The organism is Halomonas sp. TH-94, from assembly GCF_057473365.1.
Genome location: NZ_JBYCKL010000113.1, coordinates 1 through 18,799, shown reverse-complemented (window position 1 = coordinate 18,799; position 18,799 = coordinate 1). Strand labels below are relative to the sequence as shown.

12 protein-coding genes, 3 tRNA genes and 1 pseudogene are annotated in these 18,799 nt (G+C 62.5%); 10 read left to right on the top strand and 6 right to left on the bottom strand.

Features of this window, described 5'->3' with window-relative positions:
- From AC2VNO_RS19250 to AC2VNO_RS19240, 3 genes and pseudogenes are all read left to right on the top strand, one after another.
- Positions 1 to 434 (top strand): annotated as a pseudogene (locus AC2VNO_RS19250) (tRNA (uridine(54)-C5)-methyltransferase TrmA); the annotation flags it as partial.
- Positions 435 to 634: 200 nt separating this feature from the next.
- Positions 635 to 5,473: an NAD-glutamate dehydrogenase gene (locus tag AC2VNO_RS19245; RefSeq protein WP_486935637.1), complete on the top strand. Its 4,839-nt coding sequence runs from the start codon at positions 635 to 637 to the stop codon at positions 5,471 to 5,473.
- Positions 5,474 to 5,604: 131 nt separating this feature from the next.
- Positions 5,605 to 6,636: a quinone-dependent dihydroorotate dehydrogenase gene (locus AC2VNO_RS19240; RefSeq protein ID WP_486935636.1), complete on the top strand. Its 1,032-nt coding sequence runs from the start codon at positions 5,605 to 5,607 to the stop codon at positions 6,634 to 6,636.
- A gap of 81 nt (positions 6,637 to 6,717) precedes the next feature.
- Here the strand turns inward: AC2VNO_RS19240 and rmf are convergent, their stop codons facing one another.
- Complete coding sequence (gene rmf / locus AC2VNO_RS19235; protein ID WP_043516906.1) at positions 6,718 to 6,924, bottom strand: ribosome modulation factor; 207 nt, start codon at positions 6,922 to 6,924, stop codon at positions 6,718 to 6,720.
- A 276-nt stretch (positions 6,925 to 7,200) separates the two neighbouring features.
- Between rmf and rlmKL the strand changes: the two genes are divergently transcribed.
- The 3 genes from rlmKL to AC2VNO_RS19220 all read left to right on the top strand — a co-directional run bounded on the left by rlmKL (position 7,201) and on the right by AC2VNO_RS19220 (position 12,944).
- Positions 7,201 to 9,405 (top strand): bifunctional 23S rRNA (guanine(2069)-N(7))-methyltransferase RlmK/23S rRNA (guanine(2445)-N(2))-methyltransferase RlmL, encoded by a 2,205-nt coding sequence (gene rlmKL, locus AC2VNO_RS19230; RefSeq protein ID WP_486935635.1) that lies wholly within the window; start codon positions 7,201 to 7,203, stop codon positions 9,403 to 9,405.
- Positions 9,406 to 9,484: 79 nt separating this feature from the next.
- Positions 9,485 to 9,838 (top strand): glutaredoxin family protein, encoded by a 354-nt coding sequence (locus tag AC2VNO_RS19225; protein ID WP_486935634.1) that lies wholly within the window; start codon positions 9,485 to 9,487, stop codon positions 9,836 to 9,838.
- A gap of 109 nt (positions 9,839 to 9,947) precedes the next feature.
- Positions 9,948 to 12,944: an EAL domain-containing protein gene (locus AC2VNO_RS19220; RefSeq protein ID WP_486935633.1), complete on the top strand. Its 2,997-nt coding sequence runs from the start codon at positions 9,948 to 9,950 to the stop codon at positions 12,942 to 12,944.
- Here AC2VNO_RS19220 and AC2VNO_RS19215 read toward each other — a convergent pair.
- Positions 12,939 to 13,220, bottom strand: coding sequence for a hypothetical protein (locus AC2VNO_RS19215; protein ID WP_228578363.1), 282 nt, complete (start codon positions 13,218 to 13,220; stop codon positions 12,939 to 12,941). The two genes, AC2VNO_RS19220 and AC2VNO_RS19215, sit on opposite strands and share 6 nt — an antisense overlap.
- Before the next feature lie 132 nt (positions 13,221 to 13,352).
- Here AC2VNO_RS19215 and pdxB point away from each other — a divergent pair, with 132 nt between their 5' ends.
- A complete protein-coding gene (pdxB, locus tag AC2VNO_RS19210) occupies positions 13,353 to 14,507 on the top strand; it encodes a 4-phosphoerythronate dehydrogenase PdxB (protein WP_486935632.1) in 1,155 nt (384 codons plus the stop codon).
- 67 nt (positions 14,508 to 14,574) lie between these two features.
- On the opposite strand, the gene htpX is transcribed toward pdxB, so the two are convergent.
- The 4 genes from htpX to msrB all read right to left on the bottom strand — a co-directional run bounded on the left by htpX (position 14,575) and on the right by msrB (position 18,351).
- Entirely contained in the window at positions 14,575 to 15,474 is a 900-nt protein-coding gene (gene htpX / locus AC2VNO_RS19205; protein ID WP_486935631.1) for a protease HtpX, read from the bottom strand.
- A 129-nt stretch (positions 15,475 to 15,603) separates the two neighbouring features.
- Positions 15,604 to 16,836, bottom strand: coding sequence for a pyridoxal phosphate-dependent aminotransferase (locus AC2VNO_RS19200; protein ID WP_228578369.1), 1,233 nt, complete (start codon positions 16,834 to 16,836; stop codon positions 15,604 to 15,606).
- Positions 16,837 to 16,900: 64 nt separating this feature from the next.
- Positions 16,901 to 17,881 (bottom strand): ribosome biogenesis GTPase YlqF, encoded by a 981-nt coding sequence (ylqF, locus tag AC2VNO_RS19195; RefSeq protein ID WP_486935630.1) that lies wholly within the window; start codon positions 17,879 to 17,881, stop codon positions 16,901 to 16,903.
- A gap of 68 nt (positions 17,882 to 17,949) precedes the next feature.
- Complete coding sequence (gene msrB / locus AC2VNO_RS19190) at positions 17,950 to 18,351, bottom strand: peptide-methionine (R)-S-oxide reductase MsrB (protein WP_228578373.1); 402 nt, start codon at positions 18,349 to 18,351, stop codon at positions 17,950 to 17,952.
- A 149-nt stretch (positions 18,352 to 18,500) separates the two neighbouring features.
- Between msrB and AC2VNO_RS19185 the strand changes: the two genes are divergently transcribed.
- The 3 genes from AC2VNO_RS19185 (at position 18,501) to AC2VNO_RS19175 (ending at position 18,766) form a co-directional block, all read left to right on the top strand.
- Positions 18,501 to 18,576, top strand: a tRNA-Glu gene (locus tag AC2VNO_RS19185).
- Between the two features lie 34 nt (positions 18,577 to 18,610).
- A tRNA-Gly gene (locus AC2VNO_RS19180) sits at positions 18,611 to 18,685 on the top strand.
- A gap of 5 nt (positions 18,686 to 18,690) precedes the next feature.
- Positions 18,691 to 18,766, top strand: a tRNA-Glu gene (locus AC2VNO_RS19175).
- Positions 18,767 to 18,799 lie beyond the last annotated feature (33 nt).

Sequence of the window (18,799 nt, the reverse complement as noted above, 5' to 3'; positions counted from 1 at the left end):
CCGTGGCTCTGGCCGAGAATTTCCGCCGGGTGCTGGCCACCGAGATCTCACGCACCTCCGTCGCCAGTGCGCAACAGAACCTGCTGGCCAACGGCATCGATAACGCGGTGGTGGGGCGCATGTCGGCGGAGGAGTTCGCCGCTGCGCTCAAGGGCGAAAAGAGCGGCAGGCGAGTCGAGGAAATGGCGCTTGAGGATTACGGCTTCTCCACCGTGCTGGTGGACCCGCCGCGGGCCGGCCTAGACGAGGCCAGCTGCCGTCAACTGAGCGAATACTCGCGAGTCGTCTATATTTCATGCAACCCGGATACGTTGGAGCAAAACCTCGAGTCGCTGAACCGCACTCATCGGATTGCCCGTTTCGCCTTGTTCGATCAGTTCCCCTGGACCCATCACTGTGAATGCGGTGTGCTGCTGGAGAAGAGGGAGATCTGACGACCTTGCACCTGAAGGAAGCGGTGTTTGTCAAGTAGCGTAACGATCAGTGCCGATGCACAAGCGACATGCACCATGAGAAGGCTGGCAAGTCGATAGGGTGTGGCGCAGCGCTGAAGTAAGCTTCCCGACACGTGGCCGCAGGTCACGCCGATTCTTTCCCAGGGCCGAGATACGGCCCCAGGCAGCCGAGGTGAGGGATGCAATACGAGACGATCGAAGTTGGCCGGCAGGAAATACTCAAGCAGCTGCGCGAACGCCTGGATAGCCGACTCGAGAAGGCGCGGGCCGAGGAGGTGGAAGCCTTCGCGCGTCACTTCTACGCCACGGTGCCGCTGGAGGACCTCGCCGACCGTCGGTTGGACGACCTCTACGGGGCCACACTGTCGGTATGGCATTTCATCCAGAATTTCGATCATGCCTCGCCCAAGGTGCGCGTGTTCAACCCCGACTTCGAGGAGCACGGTTGGCAGTCCTCCCACACCTTCGTCGCCGTGCTGCATGAGGACATGCCCTTTCTCGTTGACTCGGTGCGTATCGAGCTCAACCGCCGCGGCCTCACCGTGCATGCCATCCACAACGCCGTGCTCGCAGTGGAACGCAGCGGCACTTACAACCTGCTGCGCGTAGGTTCACCGCGCGATGCCGACGCTCCGGAGCATCGCGAATCGCTGATTGCCATCGAGATCGACCGCCACTCCAACCCTGAAGTGCTGGCCGATATCGAGCAGTCTCTGCACGAGGTGCTCGGCGACGTGCGTATCGCCGTTGGCGACTACGAAGCGATGAGCGAGCGCGTCGGTTCAGCGATCGCTGAACTGAAGGCAGGGCGCCCCGAGCAGATCGAACCCGGCGATCATGAGGAGGCCGTTGCTTTCCTCGAGTGGCTGGCACGCGACAACTTCACCTTCCTTGGCTATGACGCCTTCACCATCGAGTCCGGCTCCGACGGCGACAGGCTGGTCAAGGAGTCCGGCAGCGAACTCGGCGTTTTTCGACTGGACCTGCCTCGCTACCAGGAGCGCATCCGCACCGAGCTGGGCATCGAGGACAACCGTTTCGTACTGGTGCCACAGCTGCTCTCGTTCGCCAAGAGCTCGCATCACGCACGCGTGCATCGCCCTACCTACCCAGACTACATCTCCATCGATCGCTACGATGAGCAGGGGCGGGTGATCGGCGAGCATCGTTTCCTCGGGCTGTTCACCTCGAGTGTCTACAACGAGACACCGCGCAACATACCGCTGCTGCGGCGCAAGCTTCAGTCGGTGATGGACATTGCCGGATTCAATCCCAAGGGTCACAACGGCAAGCAGCTGCTGCAGATCCTCGAAGTCTACCCCCGTGACGACCTGTTCCAGATCGACACCCAGGAGCTTGCCCGCACGGCCCTTGGCATACTCGACATTCGCGAGCGGCGACGCGTGCGTCTGTTTGTGCGCACCGATTTCTCAGGGCGCTTCCACTCATGCCTCGTATTCGTGCCGCGTGACGTATTCTCCACCGACCTGCGCCTGCGTATACAGAACCTGCTGTGCGAGGAGCTCGACGCCACCTTTGGCGACTTCAATACCTATCTCTCCGAGTCGATCCTCGCCCGTATCCAGTTCATCCTGCGCTTTCGCGGCGACAGCCCCCGTGAAGTGAACCTCAAGCGACTCGAGGCCAAGGTGGCGCAGCTCTCCCGCAGTTGGCGCGACGAACTGCACGAAGCGCTGGTCGAAGGCTTCGGTGAAGAGCGCGCCAATCGCTTGATGGACGGTTTCCGCGATGCCTTCCCGGCCAGCTACCGCGACGACTTCGGTTCCCGCACGGCGGTGTTCGACCTGCAGCACCTGGCGGATCTGGATGCCGGCGAGCCGCTGGCACTGACCCTCTATCGTCTGGTGGAAGAAGAGGGCAGCGGCGTCAATCTGAAGTTGTTCCAGCGGGACCGCACCATTCCTCTCTCCGATGTACTGCCGGTCATGGAAAACCTTGGTCTGCGCGTCATCGGCGAGCGCCCGTATGAAATCGTCACGCCGGACGTGCGCTATTGGCTGCACGACTTCGATCTCGAGCATCACACCACCACTGAAGTCAGCCTGCAGAAAATGCGCGAGCCCTTCATCGAGGCGTTCAAGCGTATCTGGGTCGGCGAGGCCGAGAACGACGGTTTCAATCGCCTGGTGATCGCCGCCAACCTGGACTGGCGCGAAGTGGCCATGCTGCGCGCCTATGCCCGCTACTTGAAGCAGATCCGCTTCGGTATGTCCCAGGACTACATCGCCACCGCGCTGACCAACTATCCTGAGATCACTCGCGAGCTGGTGACGCTGTTCCGTCTGCGTTTCGACCCGGACCGGCGGCCCGGCGAAGACGAGATCGAAGCCTGTATCGAGCGTATCAATCGCCATCTCGACGGGGTGGCCAGCCTGAATGACGATCAGCTGCTGCGTCGTTTCATGGAGATGATTCAGGCGACGCTGCGCACCAACTACTACCAGCGCAACGCCGATGGCAGCTTCAAGGACTACATCGCCTACAAGCTGGAGCCCAAGCAGATCACCGGCATGCCCAAGCCGCGCCCGGCCTACGAGATCTTCGTCTGCTCGCCGCGAATCGAGGGCGTTCACCTGCGCGGCGGCAAGGTCGCCCGCGGGGGCTTGCGCTGGTCGGATCGCCACGAGGATTTCCGCACCGAGGTGCTGGGCCTGGTCAAGGCGCAGCAGGTCAAGAACGCGGTGATCGTGCCGGTGGGCGCCAAGGGTGGCTTCGTCTGCAAGCGCATGCCCGAGGGCGGCGATCGCGATGCGATCCAGCAAGAGGGTATCGCCTGCTACAAGACCTTCATCCGTGCGCTGCTGGATGTGACCGACAACCTGGTCGGCGGCGAGGTGGTGCCGCCCAAGGGTGTGGTACGCCATGACGATGACGACGCCTATCTGGTGGTGGCGGCCGACAAGGGCACCGCGACCTTCTCCGATATCGCCAACGAAATCTCCCTCGAATATGGCCACTGGCTCGGCGATGCCTTTGCCTCGGGCGGGGCCAACGGCTACGACCACAAGAAGATGGGCATTACCGCACGTGGCGCCTGGGAGTCGGTGAAGCGCCACTTTCGCAACCTCGGCCTGAATACTCAGGAAGAGGAGTTCACCGTGGTGGGCATCGGCGACATGGCCGGCGACGTGTTCGGCAACGGCATGCTGCTCTCCGACAAGATCCGCCTGGTCGGTGCCTTCAACCACCTGCATGTCTTCATCGACCCGCAACCCGATGCGGCGGCTACCTTTGTCGAGCGCCAGCGTTTGTTCGCGCTGCCGCGCTCGAGCTGGGAGGATTTCGATGCCTCGCTGATCTCCGAAGGCGGCGGCGTGTTCAAGCGCAGCGCCAAGTCGATCGCCATCACGCCGCAAATGAAGGAGGTCTTCGGTATCGTGGAAGACCGTCTTTCACCCAACGACCTGATACAGGCCATGCTCAAGTCTCACGTCGACCTGTTGTGGAACGGCGGCATCGGTACCTACGTCAAGGCAAGCGGTGAAACCGACGCCATGGTCGGCGACAAGGCCAACGACGCACTGCGTATCGACGGGCGCGAACTCAATTGCCGCGTGGTCGGCGAAGGCGGCAACCTGGGCCTGACCCAGCGTGGACGCATGGAGGCGGCGGCCAGGGGGGTGCTGGTCAACACCGACTTCATCGACAACGCCGGCGGCGTGAATTGCTCCGACCATGAGGTCAACATCAAGATCCTCATCGACGAGGTGGTCAAGCGCGGCGACATGACCGAGAAGCAGCGCAACCAGCTGTTGGCCGACATGACAGAAGAGGTGGCCGACCTGGTCATCCTCGACAACTATCGTCAGACCCAGGCGCTGGATCTTTCCCAGATTCTCTCGCGCCATGGCATCGACATCTATCGGCGCTTCATCAGCGAACTGGAAACTGCCGGCCAGCTCGACCGCGAGCTCGAGTTTCTCCCTTCGGACGAGGAGCTCCAGGAGCGTGCCGGCAGTGACCAGGGCATGACCCACCCGGAGCTCTCCGTACTCATCTCCTACGCCAAGAGCGTGCTCAAGGGCCATGTGCTGGCTTCCGATGTGCCGGACGACCCTTATATCCAGCAGTACGTCGAGCGCATCTTCCCGCGAGTGCTCGCCGAGCGCTTCGGCGACGAGATGTACGATCATCGGCTCAAGCGTGAAATCGTCACCACCCAGGTGGCCAACGATCTGGTCGATCACATGGGCATCGTCTTCGTACGCCTGTTGACCGACTCGACCGGCGCCAGCCCGGCCGACATTGCCCGCGCCTATGTCATCTCCCGCGACAGTTTCCAGCTCGCGAGCCTGTGGGAGCGTATCGAGGCGTTGGACAACCAGATCCCGAGTCATGTGCAGTACGGCATGATGGTCGACCTGATGCGTCTCATGCGCCGTACCACCCGCTGGTTCCTGCGTCAGCGGTTGGGCCTTTCCACCCGCGACGCCATCGAGTACTTCGCGCCGCGTGTCGCTCAGCTCCAGGAAAGCATCGGCGAGCTGCTGCGCGGTGAGGAGCGTGAGCGCTGGGAGCACAAGCGCGCCGAGCTGCTCGAGGCCGGCGTGCCCGAGGAGCTGGCGGCCACCGTAGCGGCCTCGGGAATCTTGTACGGTGCGCTGGGCATCATCCAGGCGGCCCGCCAGGCCGACGAAAAGCCGCAGCGTGTCGCGGAAGTTTTCTTCGAGATAGGCAACCGTCTCGAGCTGCCCTGGATGATCCAGCAGGTCAGCAATCTCGATGTTCGAGACAGCTGGCAGGCTCAGGCGCGTGAGACCTTCCGAGACGACATCGACCGCCAGCAGTTGGCACTTACCGTCAGCGTGCTCAAGACCGAGGATGGCCGCGAGCCCGATGAACGTGTCGATAACTGGTTGGCCATGCACGCCTCGCTGCATGAGCGCTGGTGTCGGTTGATCGCCGAGGTAAGAGGCGGCAGCCAGGCGAGCTTCCCGCTCTTTGCCGTGGCTGTCCGGGAGCTGGTCGACCTGGCCGAAAGCAACGGCGAAGCTTGATCGACCCGGGCAATTCGTCGACACCCCATGAACCCCGCCTATGGCGGGGTTCGTCGTTTTGAGCCGGTGGCGCTGTTATAATCCGCCCGCTTCGTCACTCGCCATCGTCAATCGCCCTGCCAGGAGTTGCCATGTACGCGCTTGCCCGATCGTTCCTGTTTCGTCTCGATGCGGAAACCGCCCATGGCCGCGCGCTCTCCGCGCTGGACGTAGCCCATCGCATGAAACTGGTGGGGCTCATGGCTGGGGAACGCATCGACGATCCGGTGGAGCTGATGGGGCTGCGCTTCCCCAACCGGGTCGGACTGGCTGCCGGGCTGGACAAGAACGCCGACCATCTCGATGCACTGGGCGCGCTTGGCTTCGGCTTCGTCGAGGTAGGCACCGTGACGCCCAAGCCGCAGGAGGGCAACCCCAGGCCACGGCTGTTTCGTCTGCCTGAGCGTGGCGCGATCATCAATCGCATGGGGTTCAACAACGCCGGAGTCGACCATCTGGTGGCGCGGGTCAAGGCGGCACGCTACGAGGGCGTGATCGGCATCAATATCGGCAAGAATCTCACCACGCCGGTGGAGCGTGCCGTGGACGACTATCTGATCTGCCTGGAGAAGGTCCACGCACACGCTCACTACGTGACGGTCAACGTCTCCTCACCCAATACGCCAGGGCTGCGTAACCTGCAGTTCGGAGAGCAATTGGACAGGCTGCTGGGGACCTTGCGGGAGGCGGGTCACCGTTTGGACCAGGCGTCGGGTCGACGTGTACCTCTGGCGGTCAAGATCGCTCCTGACATGAGTGTCGAAGAAGTGGGCCTGGTGGCCGAGAGCATTGCACGCAGCGAGATCGATGCGGTGATTGCCACCAATACCACGGTCTCACGAGAGGCGGTGGCCGGATTGCCCCATGCGGAAGAACAGGGCGGGCTCTCGGGGCGTCCAGTCTTCGAGGCCTCCAATCGAGTGATCCAGGCGCTTCGCCGCGAGCTTCCCAAACTGCCTATCATCGGCGTGGGCGGCATCGACAGCGGAGATGCGGCAGTGGCCAAGGTAGAGGCTGGCGCCGACCTGGTGCAACTCTACTCCGGCTTCATCTACCGTGGCCCCGCGTTGGTGGGAGAGTGCGCACGGGATCTCAAGGCGGTAGCGGCAGCCAAGAACGAATAAAGCCCGTGCATGGCACGGGCTTAGCTCCTGTCTTTTACGCCACGTGGTAGCGATGGGACGAAGGGTGAGTGAGAAAGAGGGTTACAGCACCATGGGATTCTTGTGAATGCCGGAGACGCCGGTCATTCCGGCCCATTGGTCGCCTCGACCTTCACGCCAACCACTCATCCAGTATTCACGTATGTTGACATCCTGACTGGGACAGTCGTCGCGGGAGCGCCCGGAAATTCCGGCTTTGTAGCCATGGAGGTAGGCGCGTTGGAAGCGATCACGTTTCTGTCTTTTCATCGGATGACCTCTTGTAAAGGTACCAATTTGGGACGCGCGACATGCACGCCCCGGCGTTCCACTATTCGCCAAGCCGTTACTCAGTCCCTTAACGACGGCAGAGCGAGGTCATGCGAGGCTGATGCCCCGCTGAGTGAACACATGCGTCTTTACAGTAGCTACCATGTCTACTCTTAGCCCATCATGGGGGCCATTGTCGACCTATGTTTCGTCATAAGATCGAGACAAATTTGTAACGAAAGGAATATGCCCGGCCGAAGGGGGCGGGAACACAGCATGAGTGAGCTAATGCAACGCGAAACACGCGCCTTTCTCGCCACCTGCCCCAAGGGGCTGGAAGAGTTGCTGGCCGACGAGCTCCGTACGCTGGGGGCCGAGGTCGACAGAACGACGGTGGCCGGCGTCCATTTCCACGCCGATCTGGCGGGTGCCTATCGTGCCTGCCTGTGGTCGCGACTGGCTAACCGCATCGTGCTTTGCCTACTGCGTGAAGAGGGGGTCGAAACTCCCGAGGAGCTGCATCGGGCTGTCGGCGGGGTGGATTGGCCGCGACATTTGCGTCCCGATGCCACCTTGGCGGTGGATTTTCATGGTCGCAGCGAGCAGATTCGTCATACTCGCTTCGGTGCCCAGACCGTCAAGGATGGAGTGGTGGATGCCCTGCAGGCGCGGGGTCTGCCGCGGCCTGGCGTCGACTTGCAAAATCCCGATCTGCGGCTGTACGCCCACCTGCATCGTGGACGCTTCACCTTAGGCCTCGATCTTTCCGGTGAAAGCCTGCATCGGCGCGGCTATAGGCGGGACGTGGGCCATGCCCCGCTCAAGGAGAATCTGGCGGCAGCCTTGCTGATCCGAGCCGGCTGGCCGCAGCGGCTGCGCGACGGTGCGCCGCTGGTCGATCCGCTGTGCGGTGCCGGTACGTTGCTGATCGAGGCCGCGCTGATGGCAGCCGACATGGCACCCAATCTCAACCGTATACGCTTTGGTTTCCACGGTTGGGCTCAGCACGATGAAACGCTGTGGGCCGAACTCAAGCGTGAGGCCGAAGCGCGTGCCAGCATCGGCCGCAAGCGCTGCCGCAATCGCCTGTATGGCTTCGATCAGAGCCCCCCGGCGCTGGCAGCGGCAAAGTCCAACGCCATGCGAGCGGGGATTCCAGCCCTCGTCGATTTTCAGGGGGCATCGCTCGGCCAGCTCCAGCGCCCGGAGGGATTGGAAGTAGATGCGCGCGGCCTGATCGTCACCAACCCCCCTTATGGCGAACGGTTGGGCGAGCTGCCCGAATTGGTCACGCTCTACCGGGACCTTGGCGAGGGCGTGCGTCGTGCGTTTCCCGGCTGGCGTCTGGCCGTTTTTACCGCCAATCCCGACCTCGGGCATCGTATCGGACTGCGCGCCGACAAGCAGTATTCGCTGAAGAACGGCCCGCTCGAAGCCCGACTCCTGCTGATGGACGTACCTCTCGAGCAGGAAGGGCAGGGTGGAACTGAAGCAGCAGCGGCGGATAGCGCACCACGCAGTGAAGGGGCGCAGATGTTCGCCAACCGCTTGGAAAAGAATCGCAAGCGGCTCAAGAAGTGGCTCAAGCAGTCGGGTGAGACCTGCTATCGGCTCTACGATGCCGATATGCCGGAGTACGCCCTGGCGGTGGACATCTACGACGGCCGTATTCACGTGCAGGAGTATGCGCCACCGCGCTCGGTGAACCCCGCTCAGGCTCAGAAGCGGCTGTTCGACGCGCTGCAGGTCATCCCCGAGGTCCTCGAGGTGGACCCCGGTCAGGTGGTGATCAAGCGGCGCGAGAAGCAGAGCGGCAAGGCGCAGTACCGCAAGCAGGCCGCTACCGGAGAGCGCTTCCAGGTTCGCGAGGGGCGCGCCAGGCTATGGGTCAATCTGCGCGATTACCTCGATACCGGCTTGTTTCTCGATCACCGGCCGGTGCGGCGAATGTTGGGCCAGATGGCGGAGGGCAAGCGCTTCCTCAATCTGTTCTGCTACACCGCAGCGGCCACGGTGCAGGCGGCGCTCGGTACCGAATCGGCAGCCGGTGCCACCGATAGCGTCAGCGTCGATCTCTCCAACACCTACCTTGAGTGGGCACGGGACAACTTCGCTCTCAATGGGCTCGATCCGGCGCGTCACCGGGTGGTGCGTGACGACTGCCTGCGCTGGCTGGAAACGGCAGGGACCGAGTTCGATCTGATCTTCCTCGACCCGCCGACGTTTTCCAATTCCAAGAAGATGGAGGGGACCCTGGACGTTCAGCGTGACCATGAGCGCCTGGTGTCGCTGGCCATGGCACGTCTGGCGCCTGAAGGCACCTTGGTGTTTTCCAACAATCAGCGCCGCTTTCAACTCGCCACCGGCCTGGCCGACCGATTCGACGTATCGGACATCTCGTCGCGCACCTTCGATCCGGACTTCGCTCGCCGACCCGATATTCATCATGTGTTTCTGATCCGGCACCGGGAGAGGACATGACAGCTTTCGTATACCCTTCAGTTTCGCGACCCCGTGCCGATAGGGTAGTGACAGCAGTGTCTCGCCAGGGTGGGGTGTCATGACGGCACTTACCTTGTACACCACGCTGGGCTGCCACCTTTGTGAACGTCTCGAGGCGCTCTTGGCAGCGCTGCACCGCGGTGAGTATCGGCTGAACAAGGTCGAGATCAGTGAAGACGAGGTGCTGATGGCGCGATACGGCGTACGTATCCCGGTACTCGTGGACGAGGCGGGGAGCGAACTCGACATGGGGTTCGAGCCAGCGCGGCTGGCGAACTGGCTGGCTGAGCGCAAGCGTCTCGACCCCATCGCCTGGCAGCAGCTGCAAGCGGAGGGGCGCGAGCCCCACGGCACCGAAGAGAGCCCGAATGATGCCGGGGTGCGATCATCCGGGCGGCGTTACTTGAAATGAAGCTGTTACGTTGACCCACCGGACACCAGCATTTCGTTTCATGGTGGTGTCATTCGGCCTCATTGGTAACAATCAAGAGGCATGGGCTCTATAGCGCAGGGGGGTGGGGATGAATGCACCGCAACGCAGGCGGTGGCAGCGCATCGCTCTGGGCGGCATTCTGCTGGCATTGGCCGGCACGGTGTCAGGCGCTGGCGATAACGGGGGAATCCTACTGACCGAGGAGGAACGCCACTTCCTGCGGGACAACGAACCCATCGTCTTCGTCAGCCAGACGCGCTATCCGCCTTTCGAGTTCATCGATGCCAACCAGCAGCGTCGCGGCATGATGGTGGAGCTGGCCCAGTGGATCGCCACCGAAGCCGGCTTCCATGCCCAATTCACCGATACTGTCTTCCAGCAGGCCCAGCAACAGGTCCTAAACGGCGAGGCCCACGTCCTGACCAGCTTCTTTTACAGTGAGGCTCGGGACCGGGAATTCGATTTCACCCAGACGGTTTTCGAGGTGCCCGCTGCGATCTTCGTTGCCGCGCAGCGGCCCGACATTGCGTTGGTATCGGATCTCGACGGCAAGCGGGTGGCCACCCAGCGTGGCGACTATGCCAAGGAGTATCTGGCCAGCCTGGACCTCCGTCTCGAGCTGATCCAGACCGATGATTTTGCGAGTGCGGCACAGGCAGTTCTGGATGGCCGTGCCGATGCCATGGTCGGCGACGAGCAGATCGTGCTGTATTACCTCTACAGCAGCGGTTTGTACGGACTCATGAAGCGGGTGGGCGAGCCGCTGTATGTGGGTCGCAACGCCATGGCGGTGGTGGAGGGAAATCTTCTGCTCCAGTCGATCCTGAACAAGGGAGTGGAGTATGCCCGCAACAGCGGCACGCTGGATCGCCTGCAGGAGAAGTGGATAGGGGCCGCGTTGCCGGGGGCCGAGTTCGACTGGCGCGATTACTGGCACTATGCCGCTGGGCTGGCGCTACTGCTTGTTTGGGTCGTGGCCTGGAACGTCAGGCTTCGGCAGCTGGTGGGGCGCAAGACGGCGCAGCTCGAGCTGGCTGCCAGCGTTTTCCGGCACGCCAGGGAGGGGATCGTCATCACCGATGCCCGGGGTGACATTCTCGATACCAACGATGCCTTTACGCGGATAACGGGCTATCGCCGCGATGAAGTACTGGGCAAGAATCCGCGTTTCTTACAGTCGGGGCAACAGGGCGATGCCTTTTATCGAATGCTCTGGAAAGAGCTGCTGGAACAGGGGGCTTGGGAGGGAGAGATATGGAACCGGCGCAAGAACGGTGAAATCTTCCCGGAACTCCTGACCATTTCGAAAGTGAGCGGGAGGCAGGGGCAAGTCTCCCACTTCGTAGGAATATTCACCGATATCAGTCGTCAGAAGGAGTACGAGCAACAGCTCCAGAACCTGGCCTTCTACGACGGCCTGACGGGGCTTCCCAATCGCATCCTGCTGTCCGACAGATTGCGCCAGGCCATGCTGACGGCGCGGCGAAGCGGCTGTAAGGTAGCGCTGGCTTATATCGATCTGGATGGTTTCAAGGAGATAAACGATCGGCTCGGCCACGCGTTTGGCGACCGCGTGCTCGTTACCGTCGCCGAACGTCTGACCTCGGCTCTGCGCGAGGCCGATACGGTTGCTCGCTTCGGTGGCGATGAGTTCATACTGGTGCTGCCCGAGCAGAGCGACGTCTCCAGAGTCAATGGGCTGATCGCCCGCCTGTTGGCCCATATCGCCGAGCCGATCGATATCGAAGGAAATCGCCTGTTCGTGTCGGGCAGTATCGGGGTGGTCCACTACGATCCCGATGATGACATCGAGCCCGAGCAGCTCGTTCGACAAGCCGATCAGGCCATGTATCAGGCCAAGCAGGCGGGCAAGAATCGCTTTCACGTTTTCGATGCCGAGCACGATCGGGCGGTACGAGGCCACCATGAAAGCGTCGAGCGCATGCGCGATGCTCTGCTCAACGAAGAGTTCCTTCTCCACTATCAGCCCAAGGTCAACATGGCCACCGGTGAGGTGATAGGGGTGGAGGCGCTCATTCGCTGGCAGCATCCCGAGCGGGGGTTGTTGGCGCCAGCGGCCTTCCTCCCGGTCATCCAGCAGCATCCTCTGGCCGTCGATCTGGGCGAGTGGGTGCTGGCGCGGGCTCTGGCTCAATTCGAGACTTGGGTGGCCGCCGGCATCCGCATGCCGGTCAGCGTCAATATCGACGCTCTGCATTTCCAGCAGGTCGGCTTCGTCGAACACCTGCGTGCTGAGATCGAACGTCACCCGAGCGTGACGCCTGGCGATCTCGTTCTGGAAGTACTCGAAACCAGTGCGCTGAGCGATGTAGCCCACGTCACCTGCCTGATGAAGGCATGCAGGGCGTTTGGCGTCGAGTTCGCCCTCGACGATTTCGGCACTGGCTATTCATCGCTGACCTATCTTCGCCACCTGCCTGCAAGCGTGCTCAAGGTCGATCGCAGCTTCGTACGCGACATGCTCGAGGATCCGGAAGACCTGACGATTCTCGAGGGTGTGCTCGGCCTGGCCGTCGCGTTTCGCCGCGACATCATCGCCGAGGGAGTGGAAACCCTGCTGCACGGGCGTCTGCTGTTGGCGATGGGCTATCAGCTGGGGCAGGGTTACGCCATTGCCCGCCCCATGCCGGCCGAGTCGATTCCGGGGTGGCTCGAGTCATGGCGGCCCGATCCTTCCTGGAGGCAACGCCAGCGTGCCCAGCCGGAGGAGCTGCGGGCGATCTACGCCATGGTCGATCACCGCTCTTGTGCGGCAGCTTTACTGCACTATCTGAGGGGCGAGCGCAATGAACCACCTGAGTCGAATTGCGCCAAGTGCCGCCTGGGGCAGTGGCTGTCTACGCTGGAACGCGGCCCGGGCCAACTAGGCTCACCCATGGGACAAATTGCCAGACTGCACGCCACTTATGACCGTCTGGCACGCGAGGCGGTGGAACTCAAGCAGGGCGAAAGCAGGGAAGGTATGAAGCAGCGCACTCGGCAGGTAGCCGAAGTCAGCGAAGAGCTGCAGGGGCTTCTGCAGCACTGGATCGATGACAAAGCGGTGAACCGGGAAGCGCTATAGCAAATCCAGTAGCGAGAGCTGGCGCACCGCTGCTTGCCCCTCGGCACTTTCGGCCTCGACCTCGAGCACCTTGCGCAAGCCCCGGGCAGCCTGGATGGTGGTCTCGTCGGCGAGCCACATCATGGCCTGGTCGCGATCGTCGGCGAGCATGTGCCTGAGACCGCCGAACTGGGTGCCGATCTGCCCCCAGGCGCGGCTGAAAATCCAGTCGCCGAACATGTCCTGATGAATATGCACCAGGACGTAATCGTGGTCACTTTCCCAGCGGACGATCACGAGGGCTCCACTAGCATAGAGGCGCTGCCGGGAGGCAGCGCGAAGGGTTCGTGCGGTATTGTAAGGGCTAATGTCGATGGCACAAGGCGTGTCTGTCGTTTTTGTCATGAAAGGGAGCGGGAGAGAGGGAACGTGAGGATTCTCGTCGATGACAACGTGCCCGGTGCCGAGGCCTGCTTCGGCCCGCTGGGCGAGCTGGTAAGGATGCCCGGACGTGAAATTGACACGTCTTCGCTGCAAGACGTCGATGTGTTGGTGATTCGTTCCATCACTCGGCTCGATGCGGCGACCATCGATACTGCCATGGCGCAGGGTTCGAGGTTGCGCTTTGTTGGGACTTGCACCATCGGCACCGATCATGTCGACCAGGCGGCCCTGGCGCACCATGGTATCGGCTTCGCCAGTGCGCCGGGCTGCAACGCCGAGGCGGTGGTCGACTACGTTCTGAGTAGCCTGCTCACCCTGGCCGAGCGTCAGGGCTGGAGGCTGCCGGAGCGGCGCGTGGGGATCGTTGGAGCGGGCAACGTGGGCGGCAGGCTCTGGGCGCGACTTGCGGCGATGGGCATCGCCACCCTGGCCTGCGATCCACCCCGAGCACAGCGCGAGGGCGGCGAGGGTTTCGTCGATCTCGATACCCTTATCGATGAATGCGACGTGATCTGCCTGCACACGCCGTTGGTGCGCGAAGGCCCTCATGCCACCCGCCATCTGCTCAATGCCCAACGCATTGCCGAGCTGGCACCGAACACACTGCTGCTCAATGCCGGCCGCGGCGACTGTGTGGACGGAAGTGCGCTGCGCCAGCGCCTGTCCGGTTCCGGCGATATCACCGCGATACTCGACGTGTGGGAGGGTGAGCCTGGCATCGACCCTGCTCTACGTGACCTGGCTGCCATCGCCACCCCTCACATCGCCGGCCATAGCCTCGATGGCAAGCTGCGCGGCACCCATCAGATCTACACCGCTGTGTGTCGCTACTTCGGTTTGCCGGTGCGTCTTGCCCTCGGCGACCTGCTGCCGGAGCCTGCCGTCTCGCGTTTGACGCTCGAGGGGGGGCTAGATGCAGAGGAGGCACTGCGGCTCTGCCTGCGCGCGGTGTACGACGTGCGTCGTGATCACGACAGCCTGCTGCGTGAAAGTCGCCGGCTCGGCATGATGCCCGGCTTCGACGCCTGTCGTGCCCACTACCCGCTGCGTCGCGAGATCTCTACCCTTGCGGTCGAGCTGAAGGACCAGGCTGCGACCCATGCCGCTTGGCTTAAAGCTGCGGGGCTGACCCTTGTGTGACGGTTCCGACCAAACGAAGAAGGGTCCGTCGCTGTGACGGACCCTTCCGGTTTAAAGCCTGCCGGCTTTACCGGTAGGCGGCTTCCTTCAAGGCCCGGATACGGTCGTCCAGCGGCGGGTGACTGGCAAAAAGCCGTTCCATGATCTTGCGCGTCTGACCGGCATTGATACCGAATGCGGTCAGGGTTTCCGGCATCTGGTTGGGCATGTCGCTCTCGGCCTTGAGCCGTGCGAGTGCATTGATCATGGCACCGGTGCCGGCCAGCTGCGCGCCTGCCGCATCGGCGCGATATTCGCGGAAGCGCGAGAACCAGGCAACGATGGCCGAGGCGATCAGTCCGAACACGATTTCGGCGACGATCACCACTGCGAAGTAGCCCATGAAACCCAGGCCGCCGCCGTCGCTGCGCGAGCGCAGGAAGTTGTCCACCAGGTGTGCCACGGCACGGGCGAAGAACATGACGAAGGTGTTGACCACGCCCTGGATCAGCGCCAGGGTGACCATGTCACCGTTGGCCACGTGACCGATCTCATGGGCCAACACCGCGCGCACCTCTTCAGGACGCATGCGGTTGAGCAGCCCGGCGGATACCGCCACCAGGGCGTCGTTCTTGTTCCAGCCGGTGGCGAAGGCGTTGGACTGCTGTGCCGGGAAGATGCCCACTTCCGGCGTCTTGATGCCGGCTTGTCGAGACAGCTCCTCGACGGTATCGAGCAGCCACTGTTCGGTGGAGTTGCTTGGCTGGGTAATGATCACCGTGCCGGTTCCGCGTTTGGCCATCCACTTCGACAGGAACAGCGAGATCATCGAACCGGCCATGCCGACGATGAAACAGAAGATCAGCAAGGCATTGAAGTTGAAGCCTTCGCCGCGCAGGTAGCCCTCTACCCCCAGCAGTCTCAACGTAATGCTGGCGACGAGAATCACCGCCAGGTTGGTGCCCAGGAAGAGCAGAATTCTCATCATCGTTCGGAATCTCCGGTCATATCGAGGAAGTGAGGGCCGCGCCGGGGCGGCCCATAAAATCTGTTGATTAGATACGGCCGGTTAACGGAGGTTTCAAGTCCGAGCCGAAAATCCAGGCCTTGGCTGCGGCTATTGACGGTAGCGCGACAGGAAGCGGGCGAAGCGATCCAGGGCGTCGCCGAGCTGATCGGCCCAGGGCAGGGTGACGATGCGGACGTGGTCCGGTTCGGGCCAGTTGAAGGCGGTGCCCTGCACCAGCAGGATCTTCTCCTGCAGCAGCAGGTCGAGCACCAGCTTCTGATCGTCTTGTATCGGATACACCTTGGGATCGAGTCGGGGGAAGGCGTAGAGTGCGCCCTTGGCCTTGGTGCAGCTAACGCCGGGAATGGCGTTGAGCTTTTCATAGGTGATGTCGCGCTGCGCCAGCAGCCGCCCGCCGGGCAGGATCAGATCGTTGATCGACTGATAGCCGCCGAGCGCCGTCTGAATGGCATGCTGGGCCGGCACGTTGGCGCAAAGGCGCATCGAGGCCAGCATGTTGAGGCCCTGGATGTAATCCTGCGAGCGCTGCATGGCCACGCTGCCGGAGAGAATCATCCAACCCGAGCGAAAGCCGGCACAGCGATAGCTCTTCGATAGCCCGTTCAGGGTCACCACCAGCTGGTCCTCGTCGGCCAACGCCCCGGTAGAGACGTGTTCGGTGCCGTCATAGAGGATCTTGTCGTAGATCTCGTCGGAGAAGACTACCAGGTCGTGCTCGCGAGCGATGGCCAGCAGCTCGCGCACCACCGCGGGAGGATAGACCGCCCCAGTGGGGTTGTTGGGGTTGATGATCACGATAGCGCGAGTATGGCTGGTGACCTTGGCGCGCACATCGGCGATGTCCGGCGCCCAGTCGGCCTGTTCGTCGCAGCGATAGTGCACTGCATGACCGCCTGACAGATGAGCGGCGGCGGTCCACAGCGGGTAGTCGGGAGCGGGAATCAACACCTCGTCACCGTCATTGAGCAGTGCCTGCAGCGCCATCACGATAAGCTCGGACACGCCATTGCCGATGAAGATGTCCTCGATGCCGACATTGGGTATGAGCTTGCGCTGACACTCCTGCATGATCGCCTTGCGCGCCGAATAGAGTCCCTTGGAATCGCAGTAGCCCTGGGCAGTCGGCAGGTTGCGCATCACGTCCTGAAGGATCTCTTCCGGAGCCTCGAAGCCGAACGGTGCGGGGTTGCCGATGTTGAGCTTGAGGATGCGCTGGCCTTCGTCTTCCAGCCGCTTGGCGTGCTCGAGCACGGGGCCGCGGATGTCGTAGCAGACGTTGTCAAGCTTGTGCGATTTCCTGAACAGGGAGGGCGTGTCCATTGAGGTGTCCGAGATTCCAGTGGTGTCCGATGGCTCCGGTCAGTGCGCTGCCGGAGCTCAGTGATTATGCGGGGTTGTCGGCGCTGCCGCTATCGTTGATCGCCGCTTCGTCGGCACTCTCTTCTACGGCCTCCGGCAGCGGTATGTCAGCGGGTGTTTCCAGTGTCAGGCGGCCCAGCTTGCCGTCGCGCAGTTCGTGCAGCAGCACCTCGGCGCCGCGGTGCAGGTCGATCTCGCCACCTGGCCTCAGGCCACCGCGGCGGCTGGCAATGTCAGCGAGAATCGCATGGCCGTCGAAGCCGGCGAGAGCGAGCAGATCGATGCGCCGGGGGCCATCGGCCTCGACCTGTTCCGCCTGGGGGTTGGGCGCGTAGGGCGGCAGAGCCGTCAGCTTGTAACGCGCCTTGAGCGCTTCGGGGTAGCGGCGAGCCAGCTCGGCTGCGGTGACAACGGCCACGTCGACATAGTCGATGGCGGTGTCGCGGATAGCGCCAGAGGCGGCCAGGCGATAGGCGCTGGCCTGATCTTCGATCTTCGGCCACAGCACCCCGGGGGTATCGATCAGAGCCACTCGGCCCTGAATGCGCACTTTTTGCTGGCGCTTGGTTACCGCCGGCTCGTTGCCGGTCTTGGCAATGGCCTTGCCGGCCAGCCCATTGATCAGCGTCGACTTGCCGACGTTGGGAATGCCCATGATCATCACCCGCACGTCGCGGTCGGCACGTATCTGACCTGCCAGCTCATGGCACAGCTTGGGAATGCGCTTGAGCTCGCGGGCATTGGTGGTGGTCACGGCCAGCGCCCGGGTGTCGGGCAGCGAGTCGAAGTGCGCGACCCACTCGCGGGTACGCTCCGGGTCGGCCAGGTCTGCGCGTGAGAGAATCTTGAGCACCGGCTTGTGACGGGTCAGACCGGCCAGCATGGGGTTGGCACTGGAGTAGGGGAGACGGGCGTCGAGCACCTCGATTGCCACGTCTATCTCCGGCAGCGCTTCCTGGATCTGGCGGCGCGCCTTGTTCATGTGTCCCGGATACCAGCCGAGCATGGTCACTCCTGCAAACCGTACGAGGCCGCCCATCATAGCAGAAGGGCGGCCTCGCCTGGCCAGAAGGGTTATTCGCCGGGGTGGAAGGCAATGGCCACCGAGTTGATGCAATAGCGCAGGCCGGTGGTCTGGGGTGGGCCATCGGGAAATACATGGCCCAGATGCGCATCGCAGTGAGCACAAACCACCTCGGTTCGGCGCATGCCATGGGTGTCGTCGAAGCGCTCCTCGACGGCAGATTGGCCCAGGGGGCGGTCGAAGCTGGGCCAGCCGCAACCGGCTTCGAACTTGTGCTCATTCTCGAACAGCGGGGCGTTACAGCAGACGCAGTGGTAGATGCCGTGCTCGTCGGTTACCTGATAGTCGCCCGAAAAGGGTCGTTCGGTACCCTGCTGGCGCGTTACACGGTATTGCTCCGGCGTTAGCTCGGCTTGCCACTCGGCATCGCTCTTGACGATCTTCTTGCGCATGACCTCTCTCCTGCTGTTACGACTCGATCGGACACAGTAAAGCTTGGCTGCTTTCCCTCTTTTCGGCCAACCGAGGCCGACAGTTGACAGCCCCGGAGCCCTTGAGTAACATTCGCGCCACCTCGTTGAGGCAAGAGCGAGACGGCTGCGTCCCATTCGTCTAGTGGTCTAGGACACCGCCCTTTCACGGCGGGAACAGGGGTTCGAACCCCCTATGGGACGCCACTCGTTTGCAACAGGTTTCAACAGGTACCGGAGTGCGGGAATAGCTCAGTGGTAGAGCATCGCCTTGCCAAGGCGAGGGTCGGGAGTTCGAATCTCCTTTCCCGCTCCAGTTGCGTCCCATTCGTCTAGTGGTCTAGGACACCGCCCTTTCACGGCGGGAACAGGGGTTCGAACCCCCTATGGGACGCCATCTTCCGGTTGCGATAGAGGTTGCTTTATCGAT